The organism is Nocardia sp. 149-1B (assembly GCF_057747975.1).
In genome coordinates, this window is the sequence record NZ_CM173233.1 from 3,996,225 (window position 1) to 4,011,344 (window position 15,120).

Sequence of the window (15,120 nt, forward strand, 5' to 3'; positions counted from 1 at the left end):
ATCACGGACCGACCCAGGTGCACTGGCCGGTCCCTCGCCGAGGCAACCGCAGAAGTCTAGCCGCGAACGGGCGCTGCGCGAAAACGTAGGGTCGACCCATGTCACCCACGGGGTCCCTCACGCTTGCGGAGGCGCGCGAGCGCGCCTCCGCCGTCTCCGCCGTCTCCTACGCGATCGAGCTGGACCTGACCTCGCCCGGCGGCGGGACCTTCGGGTGCCGGACCACCGTGCGCTTCACCGCGTCCGCCGAGCGGACCTTCCTCGAGCTCACCGGCGCCTCGGACCTGACGGTGACGCTCGACGGCGCAGCGGCGGATCCAGCGTACGACGGGCGGCGCCTGCACCTCGACGGGCTCGGCGGCGAGCACGAGGTCGTGGTGAGCGCCCGGCTGCCCTACGTCACCGACGGCGACGGGATGCACCGGATGGTCGACCCGGCCGACGGGGCGACGTACGTCGGTGCCTACCTCGGCATGGACATCGCGCAGAAGGTCTTCTGCTGCTTCGACCAGAACGACCTCAAGGCGCCGATCGCACTGACGGTGCGGGCCGATCCGGCCTCGACCGTGCTCGCCAACGGCCGCACGCTGCGCGCGCCGGGAGCCGAGACCGACGGCGCCTGGGAGTTCGCGGCGACGCCGCCGATCCCCCCGGCGCTGTTCGTGGTCGCCGCTGGGCCGTGGGTCTCGCGGCGCTGGGAGCACGCCGACCTGCCATTCGGGTGGCACGCCCGCGCGTCGCTGGTCGCCGAGCTCGACCGCGACCTCGACGACCTGCGGGCGATCACCGAGGGGTGCTTCGACCACTATGCGCGGATCTTCGAGGAGCCCTACCCGTTCGACTCCTTCGACCAGGTCTTCGTTCCGGGGCTGAACTGGGGCGCCCAGGAGATGCCGGGGTGCGTGACCTACCGCGACGAGTACCTCCCCCGCGGCGCCGTCCCCGAGGACCTGCGGATGTTCCGCGCGGCGGTGATCGCCCACGAGATGTCGCACATGTGGTTCGGCGACCTGGTGACGATGACGTGGTGGGAGGACAGCTGGCTGCAGGAGTCGTTCGCCGACTACCTCGGCTACCGCGTCGCAGCCGACGGCGCGGGCTACCCGGGCGCGATCCTGGGACACGAGGCCGCCCGCAAGCCAGCGGCGTACGACGCCGACGAGCGCCGTTCGACCCACCCGGTCGCACCGGAGGCCGAGGACGTGCCCGACGTCGACGCGGCCGCGACGATCTTCGACTCGATCTCCTACGCCAAGGGCAACTCCGTGCTGCGCCAGCTCGTGACCTGGCTCGGCGACGAGACGTTCCTGCGCGGCGTGAACACCTACCTGACGAGGCACCGCTTCGCGAACGCGACCCTCGACGACTTCGTGACCGCCCTGGACGAGGCGTCCGACCGCGACGTGCGGGAGTGGGTCCGGCTGTGGTTGCGGACCACTGGCTTCGACACCGTGCGCGTCGAGCGTGACGGAGACGTTCCGGTCGTGCGCCGCGACGGCACCCGGCCGCACCGCCTGCGAGTCACGGCGTACGACGACTCCTGGGCCGAGGTCGGCGGCCAGCTGGTCGACATCGGCGACGAGCCCGTCGCGCTCCCGGCGTTCGCCGGCCGGGTCGTCGTGGCGAACAGCCACGGCGAGACGTTCGCCCGCGTCCTGCTCGACCCGGCGTCACGTGCCGCGGTCGCCGCCGGGCTGTGCCGCGTCGACGACGACCTCACCCGCGCGGTGCTGTGGACGATGGCCTTCGACGAGGTGCAGACGCGGCTCCTGGACCCGCTCGCCTTCGTCGACCTGGTGGCACAGCACCTCCCCGGCGAGCGCAGCGCCACGCTGATCTCCGCCGTCCTGGGACGCACGCTCGACCGGGTGCTGCCATTGCGAGTTCCGGCTGGCGCCGCCGCCACCGCACTCGACCAGATCGCCTCCGCGTGCGAGACCGGGCTCATGCACGCGTGCACGCCCGACCTCGCGCTCGCGTTCGCGTCCGGGTTCGCTGCGACCTCCCGTGAGACGGCGACGATACGCGGCTGGCTGGAGGCCGGCACCCTGGGCGACCTGCCGCTCTCCCCCGCGCTGCGCTGGCGGGCGGTGCGTCGCCTGGCCGAGACCGGCGCCGCCGGCGCCGATCTGATCGAGGAGCAGCGACTCCGCGAGCCGGGCGTCGAGGCCGAGCTCGGTGCTGCGGCCGCCCGCGCTGCTCGGCCGACCGCACGGGCCAAGGACGAGGCCTGGGCGGCGGTGTCCGACCCGAATGTCGACAACCGCCGGTTCGGCTCACTCATGAGCGGGCTCTGGTCGGTCGAGCAGACCGAGCTGCTGGCGCCGTACGTCGAGCGCTACCTGCGCGAGGCGCCCGCCTGGGCCCGGCGCGGCCAGGCGTTCGCGCTGGTCGTCGGGCGCAGCCGGCCGGCCCTCGCGCTGGACGCCGCACAGGTGGTCGCGCTCGACCAGGCCCTCACAGGCGACCTGCCGACGGTGCTGCGCCGGCAGTGGGAGGACTGGAGAGACGATGTGAGCTGAGGTCCGCGCCCGTCTCACCGGGTCTCGACACGTCGGTCGCTGCTTCGTCCCTCAGCCGCGCTCCTTGCTCGACCACCATCGACGGGTCCGCTGGCGCGTCCCCGTCAGGCGTGCCCGTCGAACATCGAGGTGACCGAGCCGTCCTCGAAGACCTCACGGATCGCACGTGAGACGAGCGGGGCGATCGAGAGGCTGGTGAGCTTGTCGAACTCGCGCTCGGGAGGAAGCGGCAGCGTGTTGGTGACCACGACCTCCGCGGCCGGAGAGTTCTTGAGCCGGTCGACGGCCGGGTCGGAGAGGATCGCGTGCGTGGCGGCGATGACCACGCCCGCGGCGCCATCGTTCATCAGCGCCTCCGCGGCCTTCACGATCGTGCCACCGGTGTCGATCATGTCGTCGACCAGCACGCACATCCGCCCCTTGACGTCGCCGACGACGCGGTTGGCGACGACCTCGTTCGGGCGGTCGGTGCGCCGGCTCTTGTGGATGAACGCCAGGGGCGCGCCACCGAGTCGAGCCGACCAGCGCTCGGCGACCTTGATCCGGCCGGCGTCCGGAGACACCACGGCGAGCGGCTGGTGGCCGTACTTCTCCTTGACGTAGTCGGCGAGGATCGGCAGTGCCATCAGGTGGTCGACGGGTCCGTCGAAGAAGCCCTGGATCTGGTCGGCGTGCAGGTCGACGGTGATCAGCCGGTTGGCGCCGGCGGTCTTGAACAGGTCGGCCATCAGCCGGGCCGAGATCGGCTCGCGGCCCTTGTGCTTCTTGTCCTGCCGGGCGTAGCCGTAGAACGGCATCACCACGGTGATCCGCTTGGCCGAGGCCCGCTTGAGCGCGTCGACCATGATCAGGTGCTCCATGATCCACTCGTTGATCGGAGCGGTGTGGCTCTGGATCACGAAGGCGTCGCAGCCGCGGACGGACTCCTCGTAGCGCACGTAGATCTCGGAGTTGGCGAACTCGTACGCCGACTGCGGGGTCAGCGGCGTGCCCAGCAGGGTGGCGACCTCCTCAGCGAGCACCGGGTGTGCCCGGCCACTGAAGACCATGAGGTTCTTCTCGGTGGTCTTCTTCATTCCGGTCACGGTGTGCTGCTCCTCAGTCATCGGACGGGGGTCGCCGGAGGGGGATGGTCAGGATTCTGCCACGTCCCGTTCACCGTCCCGACCAGCGTCCGCGGTCTCCCCCAGAGCCTGTGACGCTGCTCGCGCCTGGGCGGTCCCGGGGCGCTTGTCCAGCGCCCAGCGCTCGATGTTGCGCTGCGGGCCGCTCGACACCGCCAGAGCGCCGGGCGGCACGTCGCGGCGTACGACGGTCCCGGCACCCGTGGCCGCCCCGTCACCGATCTCGACCGGGGCCACGAACGTGTTGTTCGACGCGGTGCGGGCGTGCCGCCCGACCTTCGTCCGGTGCTTGTTCACCCCGTCGTAGTTGGCGAAGATCGTGCCCGCGCCGATGTTGGTGCCCTCGCCGATCTCGGCGTCGCCGACATAGGAGAGGTGCGGGACCTTCGCGCCGTCGCCGATCGTGGCGTTCTTGGTCTCGACGAACGCCCCGATCTTGCCGCCGGCCCCCAGGTTGGTGCCGGGGCGCAGGTAGGAGAACGGGCCGACGGTCGCCTCGCCGCCGATCACCGCCAGCTCGCCGTGGGAGCGCACGACCCGCGCGCCGGCGCCGACCTCGCAGTCCTTGAGCGTGGTGTCGGGGCCGATCACCGCGTCCTCGGCCACCACGGTGGTGCCGAGGAGCTGGGTGCCGGGCAGCAGGGTGACGTCCGGGGAGAGCACGACGTCGGCGTCGATCCACGTGGTGGCGGGGTCCATGACCGTCACCCCGTCGTGCATCCACCGGGTGACGATGCGCCGGTTGAGCTCGGCGCCGAGCCGCGCGAGCTGGGCGCGGTCGTTGACGCCCTCGGTCTGCATGACGTCCTCGATCGTGTGGGCGCCGACGGTGAGGCCGTCCTCGCGGGCGATCCCGATCGCGTCGGTGAGGTAGTACTCGCCCTTGGAGTTGTCGTTGCCGATCCGCGGCAGCGCGCTGCTCAGGAACTCCGCGTCGAACGCGAGGATGCCGGAGTTGATCTCGCACACCTCGCGCTGGGCCGGCGTCGCGTCCTTCTCCTCGACGATCGCCTCGACATCGCCCTCGTGGTTGCGCAGCACCCGGCCGTAGCCGAAGGGGTTGTCGACGATCCCGCTGAGCACGCTGACGGCGCGCTCGGCGGCCTCGTGCTCCGCCGCGAACGCGCGCAGCGACTCGCCCTCGAGCAGCGGGGTGTCGCCGTACGCCACCACCACGGTGCCGGTCGTGCTCCCCCATTGCCGGGCGAGCGCCTCCATGGCGACCCGGACGGCATGCCCGGTGCCGAGCTGCTCCTCCTGGACGGCGAGCACGACGTCGGGGCCGAGCCCACGGATGTGGTCTGAGACCTGCTCACGCTGGTGGCCGACCACCGCCACGATCCGGTCCGGCTCCATCGCCCGGGCCGCCACGAGCACGTGCTCGATCATCGTGCGACCCGCGATCGGGTGCAGCACCTTCATGGTCTTGGACTTCATGCGGGTGCCGCCTCCGGCGGCCAGCACGATGACGGTCAGTCCCGTCGCCTGTTCTGCGCTCACGCAGCTTCCCCTCCGAGGTGGCCGGTCGTCTCACTCTAGGGCGTGCGGTCGAGGTGGCGCCGAGGAGGAGGTGAACTGTGCTCCCCGGGTAGGAGTCGAACCTACGTCGCTAGTCCTGATTCAAAGTCAGGCGGGCCCTGCCGGCAGACCAACCGGGGAACGCTCCCCGGAGGGAACCCCCCAAGGCTAGGGCAGGCACGCGGGTGCGGTGGTTTCGAGGCTCGCTGCGACGAGGCCCGACGCCCTGCCGATGCCACGGGGGCCTGAATCCGCAGCCGGCGCGCCTCCCGCAACCACACCGTCTGACGACCGGCCCCAGAGCGATCCGCGACCGCGCGCGGCGACGAAGTCGACGCGCGAGGCGCGGCCACACCGTCTGACGACCGGCCCCAGAGCGATCCGCGACCGCGCGCGGCGACGAAGTCGACGCGCGAGGCGCGGCCACACCGTCTGACGACCGACCCCAGAGCGATCCGCGACCGCGCGCGGCGACGAAGTCGACGCGCGAGGCGCGGCTAACCTCGGCCTGTGGACCTGCCCGTGATGCCGCCCGTCCAGCCGATGCTCGCGAAGTCGGTGAAGGGCATCCCCGACCCCGCCAAGCACGGGGGGCTGAGCTTCGAGCCCAAGTGGGACGGCTTCCGGTGCATCGTGTTCAAGGACGGTGACCAGGTCGAGCTGGCCAGCCGCAACACCAAGCCGCTGACCCGCTACTTCCCCGAGGTCGTGGCCGCGGCCCGCGAGCAGCTGCCCGAGCGGTGCGTGCTCGACGGCGAGGTCTTCGTGGCGGTGGGCGACCGGCTGGAGTTCGAGGTGCTCCAGGAGCGCATCCACCCGGCGGCCTCGCGCATCGAGATGCTCAGCGAGAAGACCCCGGCGTCGTTCGTGGCGTTCGACCTGCTGGCGCTCGGTGACGAGTCGTACGCCGAGCGCCCGTTCGCGGAGCGCCGGGCCGCGCTAGAGGCGGCGCTCGCAGGGCTGACCGGCCCCTGCTACCTGACCCGGACGACCACCGACCCGGCGCTCGCCGAGAAGTGGTTCCACCAGTTCGAGGGCGCGGGTCTCGACGGCGTGGTGGCCAAGCCGCTGACCGCGGCGTACCAGCAGAACGTGCGGAGCATGCTCAAGATCAAGCACGAGCGGACCGCCGACGTCGTGGTCGCGGGCTATCGCGAGCACAAGACCAGCACGCCGGAGAAGCCGCTGCTCGGCAGCCTCCTGCTGGGCCTCTACGCCGACGGCGAGCTCCAGCACATCGGGGTGAGCGCGAGCTTCACCGCCGCCCGGCGCGCGGAGCTGATCGAGGAGCTGCAGCCGCTCGTCGTCCCGATCGAGGAGCACCCCTGGGGCCGCTGGTCGGAGTTCCTGACGGCCAACCCCGACCGCGTCCCCGGCACCCAGAGCCGCTGGAGCCAGGGCAAGGACCTCTCCTTCGTCCCCCTGCGCCCCGACCTGGTCCTCGAGGTGGCCTACGACCACATGGAGGGACGCCGGTTCCGCCACACCGCCCAGTTCCGGCGCTGGCGCCCCGACCGTGACCCCGAGTCGTGCGGCTACGACCAACTCGACGAACCGGTCGGTTATGACCTCGCTAGGATTCTGAGCGTCGACTGACTCGACTCCCCGCAGGCCCAGGAGGCAGCACCATGTCCGAGAACTCGCCCCAGAGCCCGTCGGCGAGCACCGCCGGGGACTACGCCGTCGTGCTCCTCGTCGAGCAGGCCCTGACCCCCCGGGACGCCGCCCAGGTGCACTCGCTGCACGAGGGGCTCGAGGAGCCGGTCACCTACTACGTGCTGCTCCCCCTGGAGGACGCCGCCGCTCGCATCGAGTCCGCGATGGGCTCGCTCACGGCGGGCGACATGCTCGCCACCCCCACGATGCCGATGGGCGAGGTCGACCTCGACGCGGTGCGCAAGGACTGCGAGGAGCGCTCGAGCGCGGAGCTCGAGTCCACGCTCGAGGCGCTGCGCTCCAGCGGCGCGACCGCGGTCGGCGAGATCGTCACCGACCCGCCGATCGACGCCCTGGCCGCCAAGGTCGCCGCCGTCGACGGCCGCGAGGCGATCATCTTGACCCGGCCGCACGTGGTGGCGGAGTTCTTCCACCTCGACTGGACCTCCAAGGCCCGCCGGCGCCTCGGGGTGCCGATCCTCCACCTGCTGGAGCACGAGACCTTCGACGAGCAGGCCGAGGGCTACGGCGACGAGGGCGTCACGGGGCTCTGATCACCGCGTGAAGCTCTCCACCCGGCTCCGGCGGCCGTCCGGCGGCCCCGGTGACCACGCCGGCCACAGCGGCCCCGGCGACCACGGCGTCCCACCCGGCGCCGAGGACCCACCGCCACCACCGGTTCCGCCCCGCGGCAGCCCCGTCGCGGCGTACGCCGGGATCCTCGACGGCCACACCCTCTGGCTCGCCCTCGAGCCGGTCGCGGGCGTGCTCGCGCTGCGCGACGACGCGGGCGAGGTGCACCCGCTCCACAGCGACCTGCCCGAGCAGGACCCGGCGTACCGCTCGGTCCGCGCGGACCTGCTCGACCTCCCCGGCGAGGACGAGTGCGGCTACGACGTGGTGGTGGTCCCGCCCGGCGGCCGTCCCCTCACCGTGTGGACCGCGCCGTTCGCGCGGACGCCGATGCGCACGCCGCCCGCCCCGGGCGGCGCCTGGCAGCTCGGGCTCGTGCGCACCGACGACGGCATGCTCCGGGTGCGGCGCACCCGCCCCGAGCCCGGTTGCGACGTGCTCGGCATCGACCTCACCGAGACCGGCGTGCGGCTCACGCTCGCGGCTCACTCTCGGCCGGGACGACCCGAGGCCGCGCTGCTCGCCCTGGAGGAGGACGCGGTCGTGGCGACCTTCCCGGTGACCCACCAGGACGACGTCCCCGACGTCCTGGTCGCGACGATCACCGAGGCCGGCCTGCCCGAGGGCCGCGACCAGCTGCTCCGGTGGGGGCTGGGGTCCCCGGAGTCCTGGGTGCCGCTGCGCCGGTCGGCGAACGACCTCGCCAGCCCCAACGCCGCCGTGCTGCTCCCGGTCCTCAACGCGACCGGCTCCGACGAGCACCGGCTGCGGATGCGGTACGCCCCCGACGCGACGCTGCTCGCCCGCGTGGTCGACCCGGCAGCGGTGGGCGGCGAGGCATGAGGATCGCCTACGTCGTGTTCAACGCCGACGGGATGGGAGGCACGTCCCGGTCGGCGATCACCCAGGCCAACGCGCTCGCCGGCGACCACGACGTACGCCTGGTGAGCATCACGCGCAGCGCCGACCGCCCCCACTACGACATCGACGCGCGGGTGCGTGTCGACTACCTCGCCGACGTGCGCGAGGAGGCGCTGAAGGACCCCGAGGCGCGGGTCCTGAGCGAGCGCGCGTCGGTGCTGGTCCCGCCGCACTGGGACAACCAGTTCTCCGCGCTCACCGACGTGGCGATGGCCGAGGCGCTGCCCGCACTGGCCGCCGACGTCGTGGTCACGGTGACCCCGTCCCTGCTCGCCGCCGTCGCCCAGCTGGTGCCCGACCGCACGGTGCTCGTGCACCAGGAGCACCGCTCGTCCTCCGACCGTGCCGGCGGCCTGGAGCCGTTGCTGGCGTTCGCGCCGCGTGCCGACGTGGTCGCGATGCTCACCCCCACCACTGCGGACTGGTTGCGCGAGCAGCTCGGCGACCTCACCCCCGAGCTCGTCGTGATGCCCAACCCGCTTCCCCTGGGCTTCGCGCCGCGCTCGAGGCTCGACGGCAAGCTGATCGTCTCCGCGGGCCGCCTCGTGCTCGAGAAGCAGTTCCACAAGCTCGTCCAGGCCTTCGGCGAGGTCGCCGACCAGTTGCCGGGATGGCGGCTGCGCATCCTCGGTGACGGCTTCCAGCGCCACGAGCTGCGTCGCCAGGTCCGCAAGTTCGGGCTCTACGACCGCGTCGAGCTGCCCGGCACCACCACGGACATGGCTGGCGAGTGGGCCAAGGCGAGCATCGCCGCCCTCACCTCGCGCACCGAGGGCTTCCCCCTCGTGCTGCAGGAGGCGATGGCCGCCGGGGTCCCGGTCGCCAGCTTCGACTGCCCGTCGGGGCCGCGCGAGATCGTCGTGCACGAGGTCAACGGCCTGCTGGTCGCACCCGGCTCCGTCGCCGGCATGTCGGCGGCGCTCCTGCGGCTCGCCACCGACGACGACCTGCGCAGCAGGCTCGGCACCGGGGCCTTCCACTCCTCGCGGCAGTACGACGCCCGCGCGCTGGCCGAGCAGTGGGTCGGGATCTTCTCCGACGCCCGGGCCCGCCGCGGCACGCTCGGCCAGGTGACGGCCCGCGCCGGGGCACCCCGCCGCCAGGCCGCCGCGTCCGCACCCGCGGCCGACCTCGCGGGCATCACGCCCGCCCAGGCGCGCCACACCGCCCTGGCGGCGGCCGTCGCGGCCGTCCGCTCGGCCACCGACGAGTGGCTGGTGATCCCCGAGCACGAGTCGCCGACGCCGTCGGTCGTGGTGCCGATGTCCGCGCGCGACGCGGTCCTGGTCGCCCTCGCCGAGGCGGAGCTCCCGGCGTACCTCTGCCTGCGCGAGCCCGCCGCCAAGGGCTGGCCCGAGCGCCGCGGGCCGGTCGCACCGACCGCCGCCGACCTGCGCCGCGGTCACACCGGCGCGGTCTTCCTCGAGCCCTGGCCCGAGGACGGCGACCGCGCGAGCGTCCTCGGGCAGGGCTGCGGTGTCGCGCTCGAGTTCTGGGAGACCAGCATCGACGACGAGCTGATCGCGCCGCGCGACAACCGCTACACCCGGCGGATCCCCCGCGGCACGGCCACCGTCGACATCGAGGTCGACGGGGTCGCGGTGCGCACCCTGCCCCTGATGGCGCAGCGCACGGTCAACGAGTGTGGGTTCCCGGTCGACGTCGTCTACACCTGGGTCGACGGCAACGACCCGGAGTGGAACGCCGCCCGCGAGCAGCGGCTCGCGGGCGCGACCGGCACCGCGCTGACCCGCGAGTCGAGCGGTCGGGCGCGCTTCGTCTCCCGCGACGAGCTGCGCTACTCGATGCGCAGCCTGCACCTGTTCGCCCCGTGGGTGCGCCGCATCCACCTCGTCACCGCCGGGCAGGTGCCGGACTGGCTGGACACCTCTCATCCCGCGATCCGGGTCGTCGACCACCGGGAGATCCTGCCGGCCGAGGCGCTCCCGACGTTCAACTCGCACGCGATCGAGACCTCGCTGCACCACGTGCCCGACCTCACCGAGCACTTCGTGTACCTCAACGACGACGTGTTCCTGGGCCGGCCGGTGCGCCCCGAGATCTTCTTCAGCCCCGCCGGTCTCTTCGCGGCGTTCATGTCGCCCACCCAGGTCGGGCTCGAGGACGTGCCGGGCGCGGCCCCGTTCCTCAAGGCGGCGTGGAACAACCGGCGGCTCCTGCAGGAGGCGTTCGGGGTGGTGACGACCAACAACCTCGCGCACACCCCGCACCCCCACCGGCGATCGGTGCTCGACGAGATCGAGCGGCGGTTCCCCGAGGCGGTCGCCGCGACCGCGGCGGCGCCGTTCCGCTCCGACACCGACGTCTCGATGCTGAGCTCGCTGGGCCAGCACTACGGGCTCACCACCGGCACGGCCTACCTCGGCGAGGCGGAGTTCGAGTTCGTCAACCTCAGCAACAGCGACCTCAACCGTCAGCTCAAGCAGCTGCTGCGCCGCGACCAGGACTTCTTCTGCCTGGGCGACCACCACGACTACGCGATGGTCGCCGAGCGCCTGGACCAGGAGCTGGCGGCGTTCTTCTCGACGTACTTCCCGGTCACCGCGCCGTGGGAGCGCGAGCTCACCGCCCCCTGAGCTGCTCCTCGAGCCGGGCGATCCGCTGGTCGCGGTTGGCCAGCTTGCGGTTGAGGTTGCGGCGCACCCGACCGACCTGGGCGGTGGTCTCGTCGAGGGCGATCGCGGCCGCGAACTCGTACATCTCGACGTACTCCGTGCGCAGCTGCTCGAGCGTCGCGGCCGCGGCCTCGTCGTGGGGGCTGGTCACGAGCGTGTTCATCGCGGCCCAGGTGCGCTCGGCCAGGTCGCGCAGCTGCGGAGCCACCACGAGGTCGTCCCAGGTGACCTGCGACCGGTTCAGCCGCTGGTCGACGAAGTCGTCGACGGGGTGCGGTGCGGCCAGGTCGCCGTCGTAGGTGATCGCGAGCTGCTCCCCCGCCCGGGTCATCGCGGTGCGCCAGTCGGCGACCAGGTCGGCGTACGGCACGAACGCGCGCCGGTGGGCGCGCGTCGCCCGCTCGGTCTCGAACGCCGCGTTGACCCACGCCGCCACGTTGGTGGTCTCGCGCTGCCGGCGGAAGGCCGGCGTCTGCTCGGTGAGGTACGCCGTGTCGCGGCTGCGCACCACCTCGGTGGGATGCCGCAGCATCGTCAGCGTGGTGACCTCGGCACCCAGCTCACCCGCGACGCGTACCCACAGGTCGTGGACCCAGAACTCACGCGGGTCCTTGATCACCAGCTGGGGGTGGTCGAGCTGGCCGGCCAGCCAGTCGTGCAGCCGCTGCTCGACCTCCGGGGTCACCGCCTCGGCGGCCCGCTCGGGTGCCGTGGGGCGCGAGTCGATCGTGCGCACCGGGATCGGGTTGAGCAGCTCCTTGTGGAACTCCGTGACCCACAGCGGCTCGTAGTAGCCGCGCGGGTTGGACTCGTCGGCCTCGACCTCCGGCTGCGGGACGTGCAGGCCGAGGCGCTTGAGCGTGCCGGCGACGCTGCTGGTCCCGCTGCGCCCGGAGCCGGTCACGATCACGAGCTTCACGTTGCTGGACACCCCGGGAGGCTACCGCGGGGCCGTCGTCGGACTCAGCCGGGCTCAGCCGAGGCCGCGGAACGACAGGGCGTGCCAGCGGGGACCGACCGGGGTCAGCTCGACCCGGCGCGGGTCGAGACCGTCGTCCGCGCTCGCGGGGTCGTCGCCCTCGCTGCGCACGATCACGACCTCCAGTCGCGACTCCGAGAGGCCCTCGGCGAGACCCTCGCCCCACTCCACGACCGTCACGGCGTCGTCGAGGGAGGTGTCGAGGTCGAGGTCGTCGAGCTCGTCGAGACCGCCGAGCCGGTAGGCGTCGACGTGCACGAGGTCGGGGCCGCCCACCAGCGACGGGTGCACGCGGGCGATCACGAACGTCGGGGACGTGACCTCACCGCGCACCCCCAGCCCGGCCCCCAGGCCCTGGGTGAACGTCGTCTTGCCCGCCCCCAGCTCGCCGCTCAGCACGATCAGGTCACCGGCGGTGAGCTGTCCGGCCAGCGAGCGGCCCAGCCCGCGCATGGCTTCCGCGTCCGGCGCCTGCAGCACATGGGTGCGCAGCGGGCGGCGGAGCTCGACGTTGGGCCGGTAGCGCCGGATCTCGCGGAACCCCTGCCGCTCCCAGAACCGGATCGTCGCCGGCAGCTCCTCGCGGGCGACCACGGTCAGGTCGTCGGAGCCCTCCGCGGCCTCGACCGCGGCCTCGATCAGGGCGGCGGCCACACCGTGGCCCTGGGCCGACGGGCTCACCCCGAAGCGGCGCAGGTACGTCGTGCTCCCGACCCGGTCGAGCACCAGCGTCCCCACCGGCTGCTCGCCGAGGCACGCCAGCAGGCCGCCGCGTCCGGACAGCAGCTGCGCGATCGACTCCTCGGTCTCGCTCAGCGCCGCGGCCGGCGGGTCCAGGGGTGGGCGGGCCTCGAACGCCGCGCGCACGACCGCGAGGACCGAGCTGGCTGCCTCCGGACCGACGTGGCGGATGCTCAGCCGTGGATCGACCGTCACCGGCGCTCCACCTCACCCGTGGCCTCGAGCACCTGGTCGAGCTCGCCGTTGACCTCGTCGGAGCGCTCCAGGATCACCATGTGCCCGGCGCCCAGGCACTCCAGCAGCGACGAGCCGGGGATCATCGAGTGGAGCTTGCGGCTGTGGCCGATCGAGGTGAGCCGGTCCTCGGTGCCGCACACGATCGCGGTCGGCACCTTCGCCAGCACCCCGACCGCGTGGAACTTGTCGAGGCTCCCGAACCCGGGGAAGAACTCCGCGACGACCTCGAACGGCGTGTCCGAGAGCATCTTGTCGACGAACTCGACGTAGCTGGCGGGGACCGCGTCGCCGAACGCGAGCTGGTCGGTGGCGACCAGCGCCACGTCACGGCCCAGACGGCGTACGACGTCCACGGCCCGGTGTCCGCGGGCCAGCGCCGCGACCCCGCGGTGGACGCCGATGCCCGCCCACGGGGGCGCGATCGGCAGCAGCACCCGGGTCGGGTCGAGCCCGCCGGCGGTCGTCGAGAGCAGGGCGGTGCCGACCACGCGGTCGCCGAAGAGCTCGGGGTGCTCGTCGGCCAGCGCGACGATCGTCATGCCGCCCATGGAGTGGCCCACCAGCACCACCGGGCCGTCGGGAGCGACCGCGTCGAGCACCGTGAGGAGGTCGCGGCCGAGCTGGTCGATGGTGGCGCTGCCGATCGGCGAGCGGCCCGACCGGCCGTGGGAGCGCTGGTCGTAGTAGACCGCGCGCACCTGACCGCGGTAGTGCTCGCGCTGGAAGTGCCAGCAGTCCAGGTTGAGGGCGTAGCCGTGGCAGAACACCAGCGTCAGCGGCGAGCCCTCGCACTCGTCGACCTCCACGTGCAGCGGGGTGCCGTCGTCGGCGACCACGGTCACGGGCTGCGAGCGCAGCGACCCGAAGGCCGGGTGGGTGTCCGCCGGGCGGCGGCTGATCGCGCGGCGCTGGCGCGCGACGCCGACGCGGGCGCCCGCGGCGGCGAGGCCCGCGGTCGCGGCGGCGCCGATCAGATGGGTGCGGAGCCTCACGAGTCGACGTACCTCCTGCTCATCCGGGTCATCCGGCCGCCGATCCGGGTGACGATCTCGTAGGAGATCGTGCCGGCGGCGTCCGCCCAGTCCTGGGCGGTCGGTTCGCCTGCGGTGCCCGGACCGAACAGCACGACGTCGGCGCCGGCCACGGGCAGGTCACCGTCGAGGTCGACCACGAACTGGTCCATGCACACGAGGCCCCGCATCGGCCGCCGCTTGCCCTCGACCAGCACGTGGGCGGCGTTGCTGGCGTGCCGCGGGATGCCGTCGGCGTACCCCAGGGGCACCAGGCCGACGGTGGTCGCGGTGTCGGCGGTCCAGGTGTGGCCGTAGGAGACCCCCGCGCCGGCCGCGATCGGCTTGGCGCCGACCAGCGGGGCGCGCAGCGTCATGGCGGGCACCAGGCCGAGGTCGGCCGTGTGGCCGGGCGCCGGGTCGAGCCCGTACGACGCCAGCCCGAACCGCACCAGGTCGAACCGGCTGCTCGGGCGCAGCAGGCCGGCGGCGGAGTTGGCGAGATGACGGACGTCGGGCCGCAGCCCGGCGGCCTCGGCGATCGCCAGCGCGTCGCGGAACACCTGCTCCTGCGCGTCGTTGGCCGGGTGGTCGGGCTCGTCGCTGCACGCGAAGTGGGACCAGATGCCGGTGATCCGCCAGCGGCCCTCGGCCTCGCCGGCACGGGCGCGCGCGACCAGGCCGGGCCAGGCATCGACCGTGGCGCCGTTGCGGGACAGGCCGGTGTCGACCTTGAGCTGCACCGCGGCGACCGTCTCGGTCTCGGCTGCGGCCCGAGCGATGCGGTCGAGCTCGTCGACGGTCGAGGCCGTCACCTCGACGCCCTCGGCGACGGCGGCCACGAAGCTCTCCCCGGGGGCGTGCAGCCAGCACAGGACCCGGCCCTCGTCCCCGGCGGCGCGCAGCGCGAGCGCCTCGTCGACGGTGGCGACCCCGAGCCACTCGCTGCCCGCCTGGCGCGCGGCCAGCGCGACCTCGACCATCCCGTGGCCGTAGCCGTCGGCCTTGACCACGGTCATCGTCGGCACGCCGGCGACCTCGCGGAGCCGCTGGACGTTGTGCCGGACGGCAGCGAGATCGACGACGATCTCGGGGCGCGCGACCGGCGTGGACGTCATTCGGGGTCCCCGCGGAATCGTGCGG

11 protein-coding genes and 1 tRNA gene are annotated in these 15,120 nt (G+C 73.1%); 5 read left to right on the forward strand and 7 right to left on the reverse strand.

Going from position 1 to position 15,120, the window contains the following annotated elements:
- Window positions 1–98 precede the first annotated feature (98 nt).
- The gene (gene pepN / locus AC3ANS_RS19105; RefSeq protein WP_488293160.1) at window positions 99–2,522 is read left to right on the forward strand and encodes an aminopeptidase N; all 2,424 of its coding nucleotides are present in this window, start codon (window positions 99–101) and stop codon (window positions 2,520–2,522) included.
- A 104-nt stretch (window positions 2,523–2,626) separates the two neighbouring features.
- Here pepN and AC3ANS_RS19110 read toward each other — a convergent pair whose 3' ends face one another.
- From AC3ANS_RS19110 to AC3ANS_RS19120, 3 genes are all read right to left on the reverse strand, one after another.
- Window positions 2,627–3,598 carry a ribose-phosphate diphosphokinase gene (locus AC3ANS_RS19110; protein WP_488293161.1) on the reverse strand — a complete coding sequence of 324 codons (972 nt, stop codon included), beginning with the start codon at window positions 3,596–3,598 and terminating at the stop codon, window positions 2,627–2,629.
- Between the two features lie 57 nt (window positions 3,599–3,655).
- Window positions 3,656–5,146, reverse strand: coding sequence for a bifunctional UDP-N-acetylglucosamine diphosphorylase/glucosamine-1-phosphate N-acetyltransferase GlmU (gene glmU, locus AC3ANS_RS19115; protein ID WP_488293162.1), 1,491 nt, complete (start codon window positions 5,144–5,146; stop codon window positions 3,656–3,658).
- Between the two features lie 80 nt (window positions 5,147–5,226).
- Window positions 5,227–5,305, reverse strand: a tRNA-Gln gene (locus AC3ANS_RS19120).
- 369 nt (window positions 5,306–5,674) lie between these two features.
- On the opposite strand from AC3ANS_RS19120, the gene AC3ANS_RS19125 reads away from it, so the two are divergent.
- Genes AC3ANS_RS19125 through AC3ANS_RS19140 form a run of 4 tightly spaced genes read left to right on the forward strand, consistent with a single transcriptional unit; the run spans window position 5,675 to window position 10,971 of the window.
- On the forward strand, window positions 5,675–6,760 hold the full coding sequence (locus AC3ANS_RS19125; protein ID WP_488293163.1) for an ATP-dependent DNA ligase: 1,086 nt from the start codon (window positions 5,675–5,677) through the stop codon (window positions 6,758–6,760).
- Window positions 6,761–6,792: 32 nt separating this feature from the next.
- Window positions 6,793–7,374 (forward strand): hypothetical protein, encoded by a 582-nt coding sequence (locus AC3ANS_RS19130; protein WP_488293164.1) that lies wholly within the window; start codon window positions 6,793–6,795, stop codon window positions 7,372–7,374.
- A gap of 7 nt (window positions 7,375–7,381) precedes the next feature.
- Window positions 7,382–8,296, forward strand: coding sequence for a hypothetical protein (locus AC3ANS_RS19135; protein WP_488293165.1), 915 nt, complete (start codon window positions 7,382–7,384; stop codon window positions 8,294–8,296).
- A complete protein-coding gene (locus tag AC3ANS_RS19140) occupies window positions 8,293–10,971 on the forward strand; it encodes a stealth conserved region 3 domain-containing protein (RefSeq protein ID WP_488293166.1) in 2,679 nt (892 codons plus the stop codon). The genes AC3ANS_RS19135 and AC3ANS_RS19140 overlap by 4 nt, the downstream gene beginning before the upstream one ends.
- Here AC3ANS_RS19140 and AC3ANS_RS19145 read toward each other — a convergent pair.
- The 4 genes from AC3ANS_RS19145 to alr are packed head-to-tail and all read right to left on the reverse strand — an operon-like array spanning window position 10,958 to window position 15,095.
- A complete protein-coding gene (locus AC3ANS_RS19145) occupies window positions 10,958–11,941 on the reverse strand; it encodes a sulfotransferase family protein (RefSeq protein ID WP_488293167.1) in 984 nt (327 codons plus the stop codon). The two genes, AC3ANS_RS19140 and AC3ANS_RS19145, sit on opposite strands and share 14 nt — an antisense overlap.
- 42 nt (window positions 11,942–11,983) lie before the next feature.
- Window positions 11,984–12,925 carry a tRNA (adenosine(37)-N6)-threonylcarbamoyltransferase complex ATPase subunit type 1 TsaE gene (gene tsaE / locus AC3ANS_RS19150; RefSeq protein ID WP_488293168.1) on the reverse strand — a complete coding sequence of 314 codons (942 nt, stop codon included), beginning with the start codon at window positions 12,923–12,925 and terminating at the stop codon, window positions 11,984–11,986.
- Window positions 12,922–13,959 (reverse strand): alpha/beta fold hydrolase, encoded by a 1,038-nt coding sequence (locus AC3ANS_RS19155; protein WP_488293169.1) that lies wholly within the window; start codon window positions 13,957–13,959, stop codon window positions 12,922–12,924. The genes tsaE and AC3ANS_RS19155 overlap by 4 nt, the downstream gene beginning before the upstream one ends.
- Window positions 13,956–15,095 carry an alanine racemase gene (alr, locus tag AC3ANS_RS19160; RefSeq protein ID WP_488293170.1) on the reverse strand — a complete coding sequence of 380 codons (1,140 nt, stop codon included), beginning with the start codon at window positions 15,093–15,095 and terminating at the stop codon, window positions 13,956–13,958. The genes AC3ANS_RS19155 and alr overlap by 4 nt, the downstream gene beginning before the upstream one ends.
- Window positions 15,096–15,120 lie beyond the last annotated feature (25 nt).

Bases quoted from the DNA above. Each gene is read 5' to 3' on its own strand.
- pepN (WP_488293160.1), top strand. From the start codon at position 99: ATGTCACCCACGGGGTCCCTCACGCTTGCGGAGGCGCGCGAGCGCGCC.
- AC3ANS_RS19110 (WP_488293161.1), bottom strand. From the start codon at position 3,598: ATGAAGAAGACCACCGAGAAGAACCTCATGGTCTTCAGTGGCCGGGCA.
- AC3ANS_RS19130 (WP_488293164.1), top strand. From the start codon at position 6,793: ATGTCCGAGAACTCGCCCCAGAGCCCGTCGGCGAGCACCGCCGGGGAC.
- AC3ANS_RS19140 (WP_488293166.1), top strand. From the start codon at position 8,293: ATGAGGATCGCCTACGTCGTGTTCAACGCCGACGGGATGGGAGGCACG.
- alr (WP_488293170.1), bottom strand. From the start codon at position 15,095: ATGACGTCCACGCCGGTCGCGCGCCCCGAGATCGTCGTCGATCTCGCT.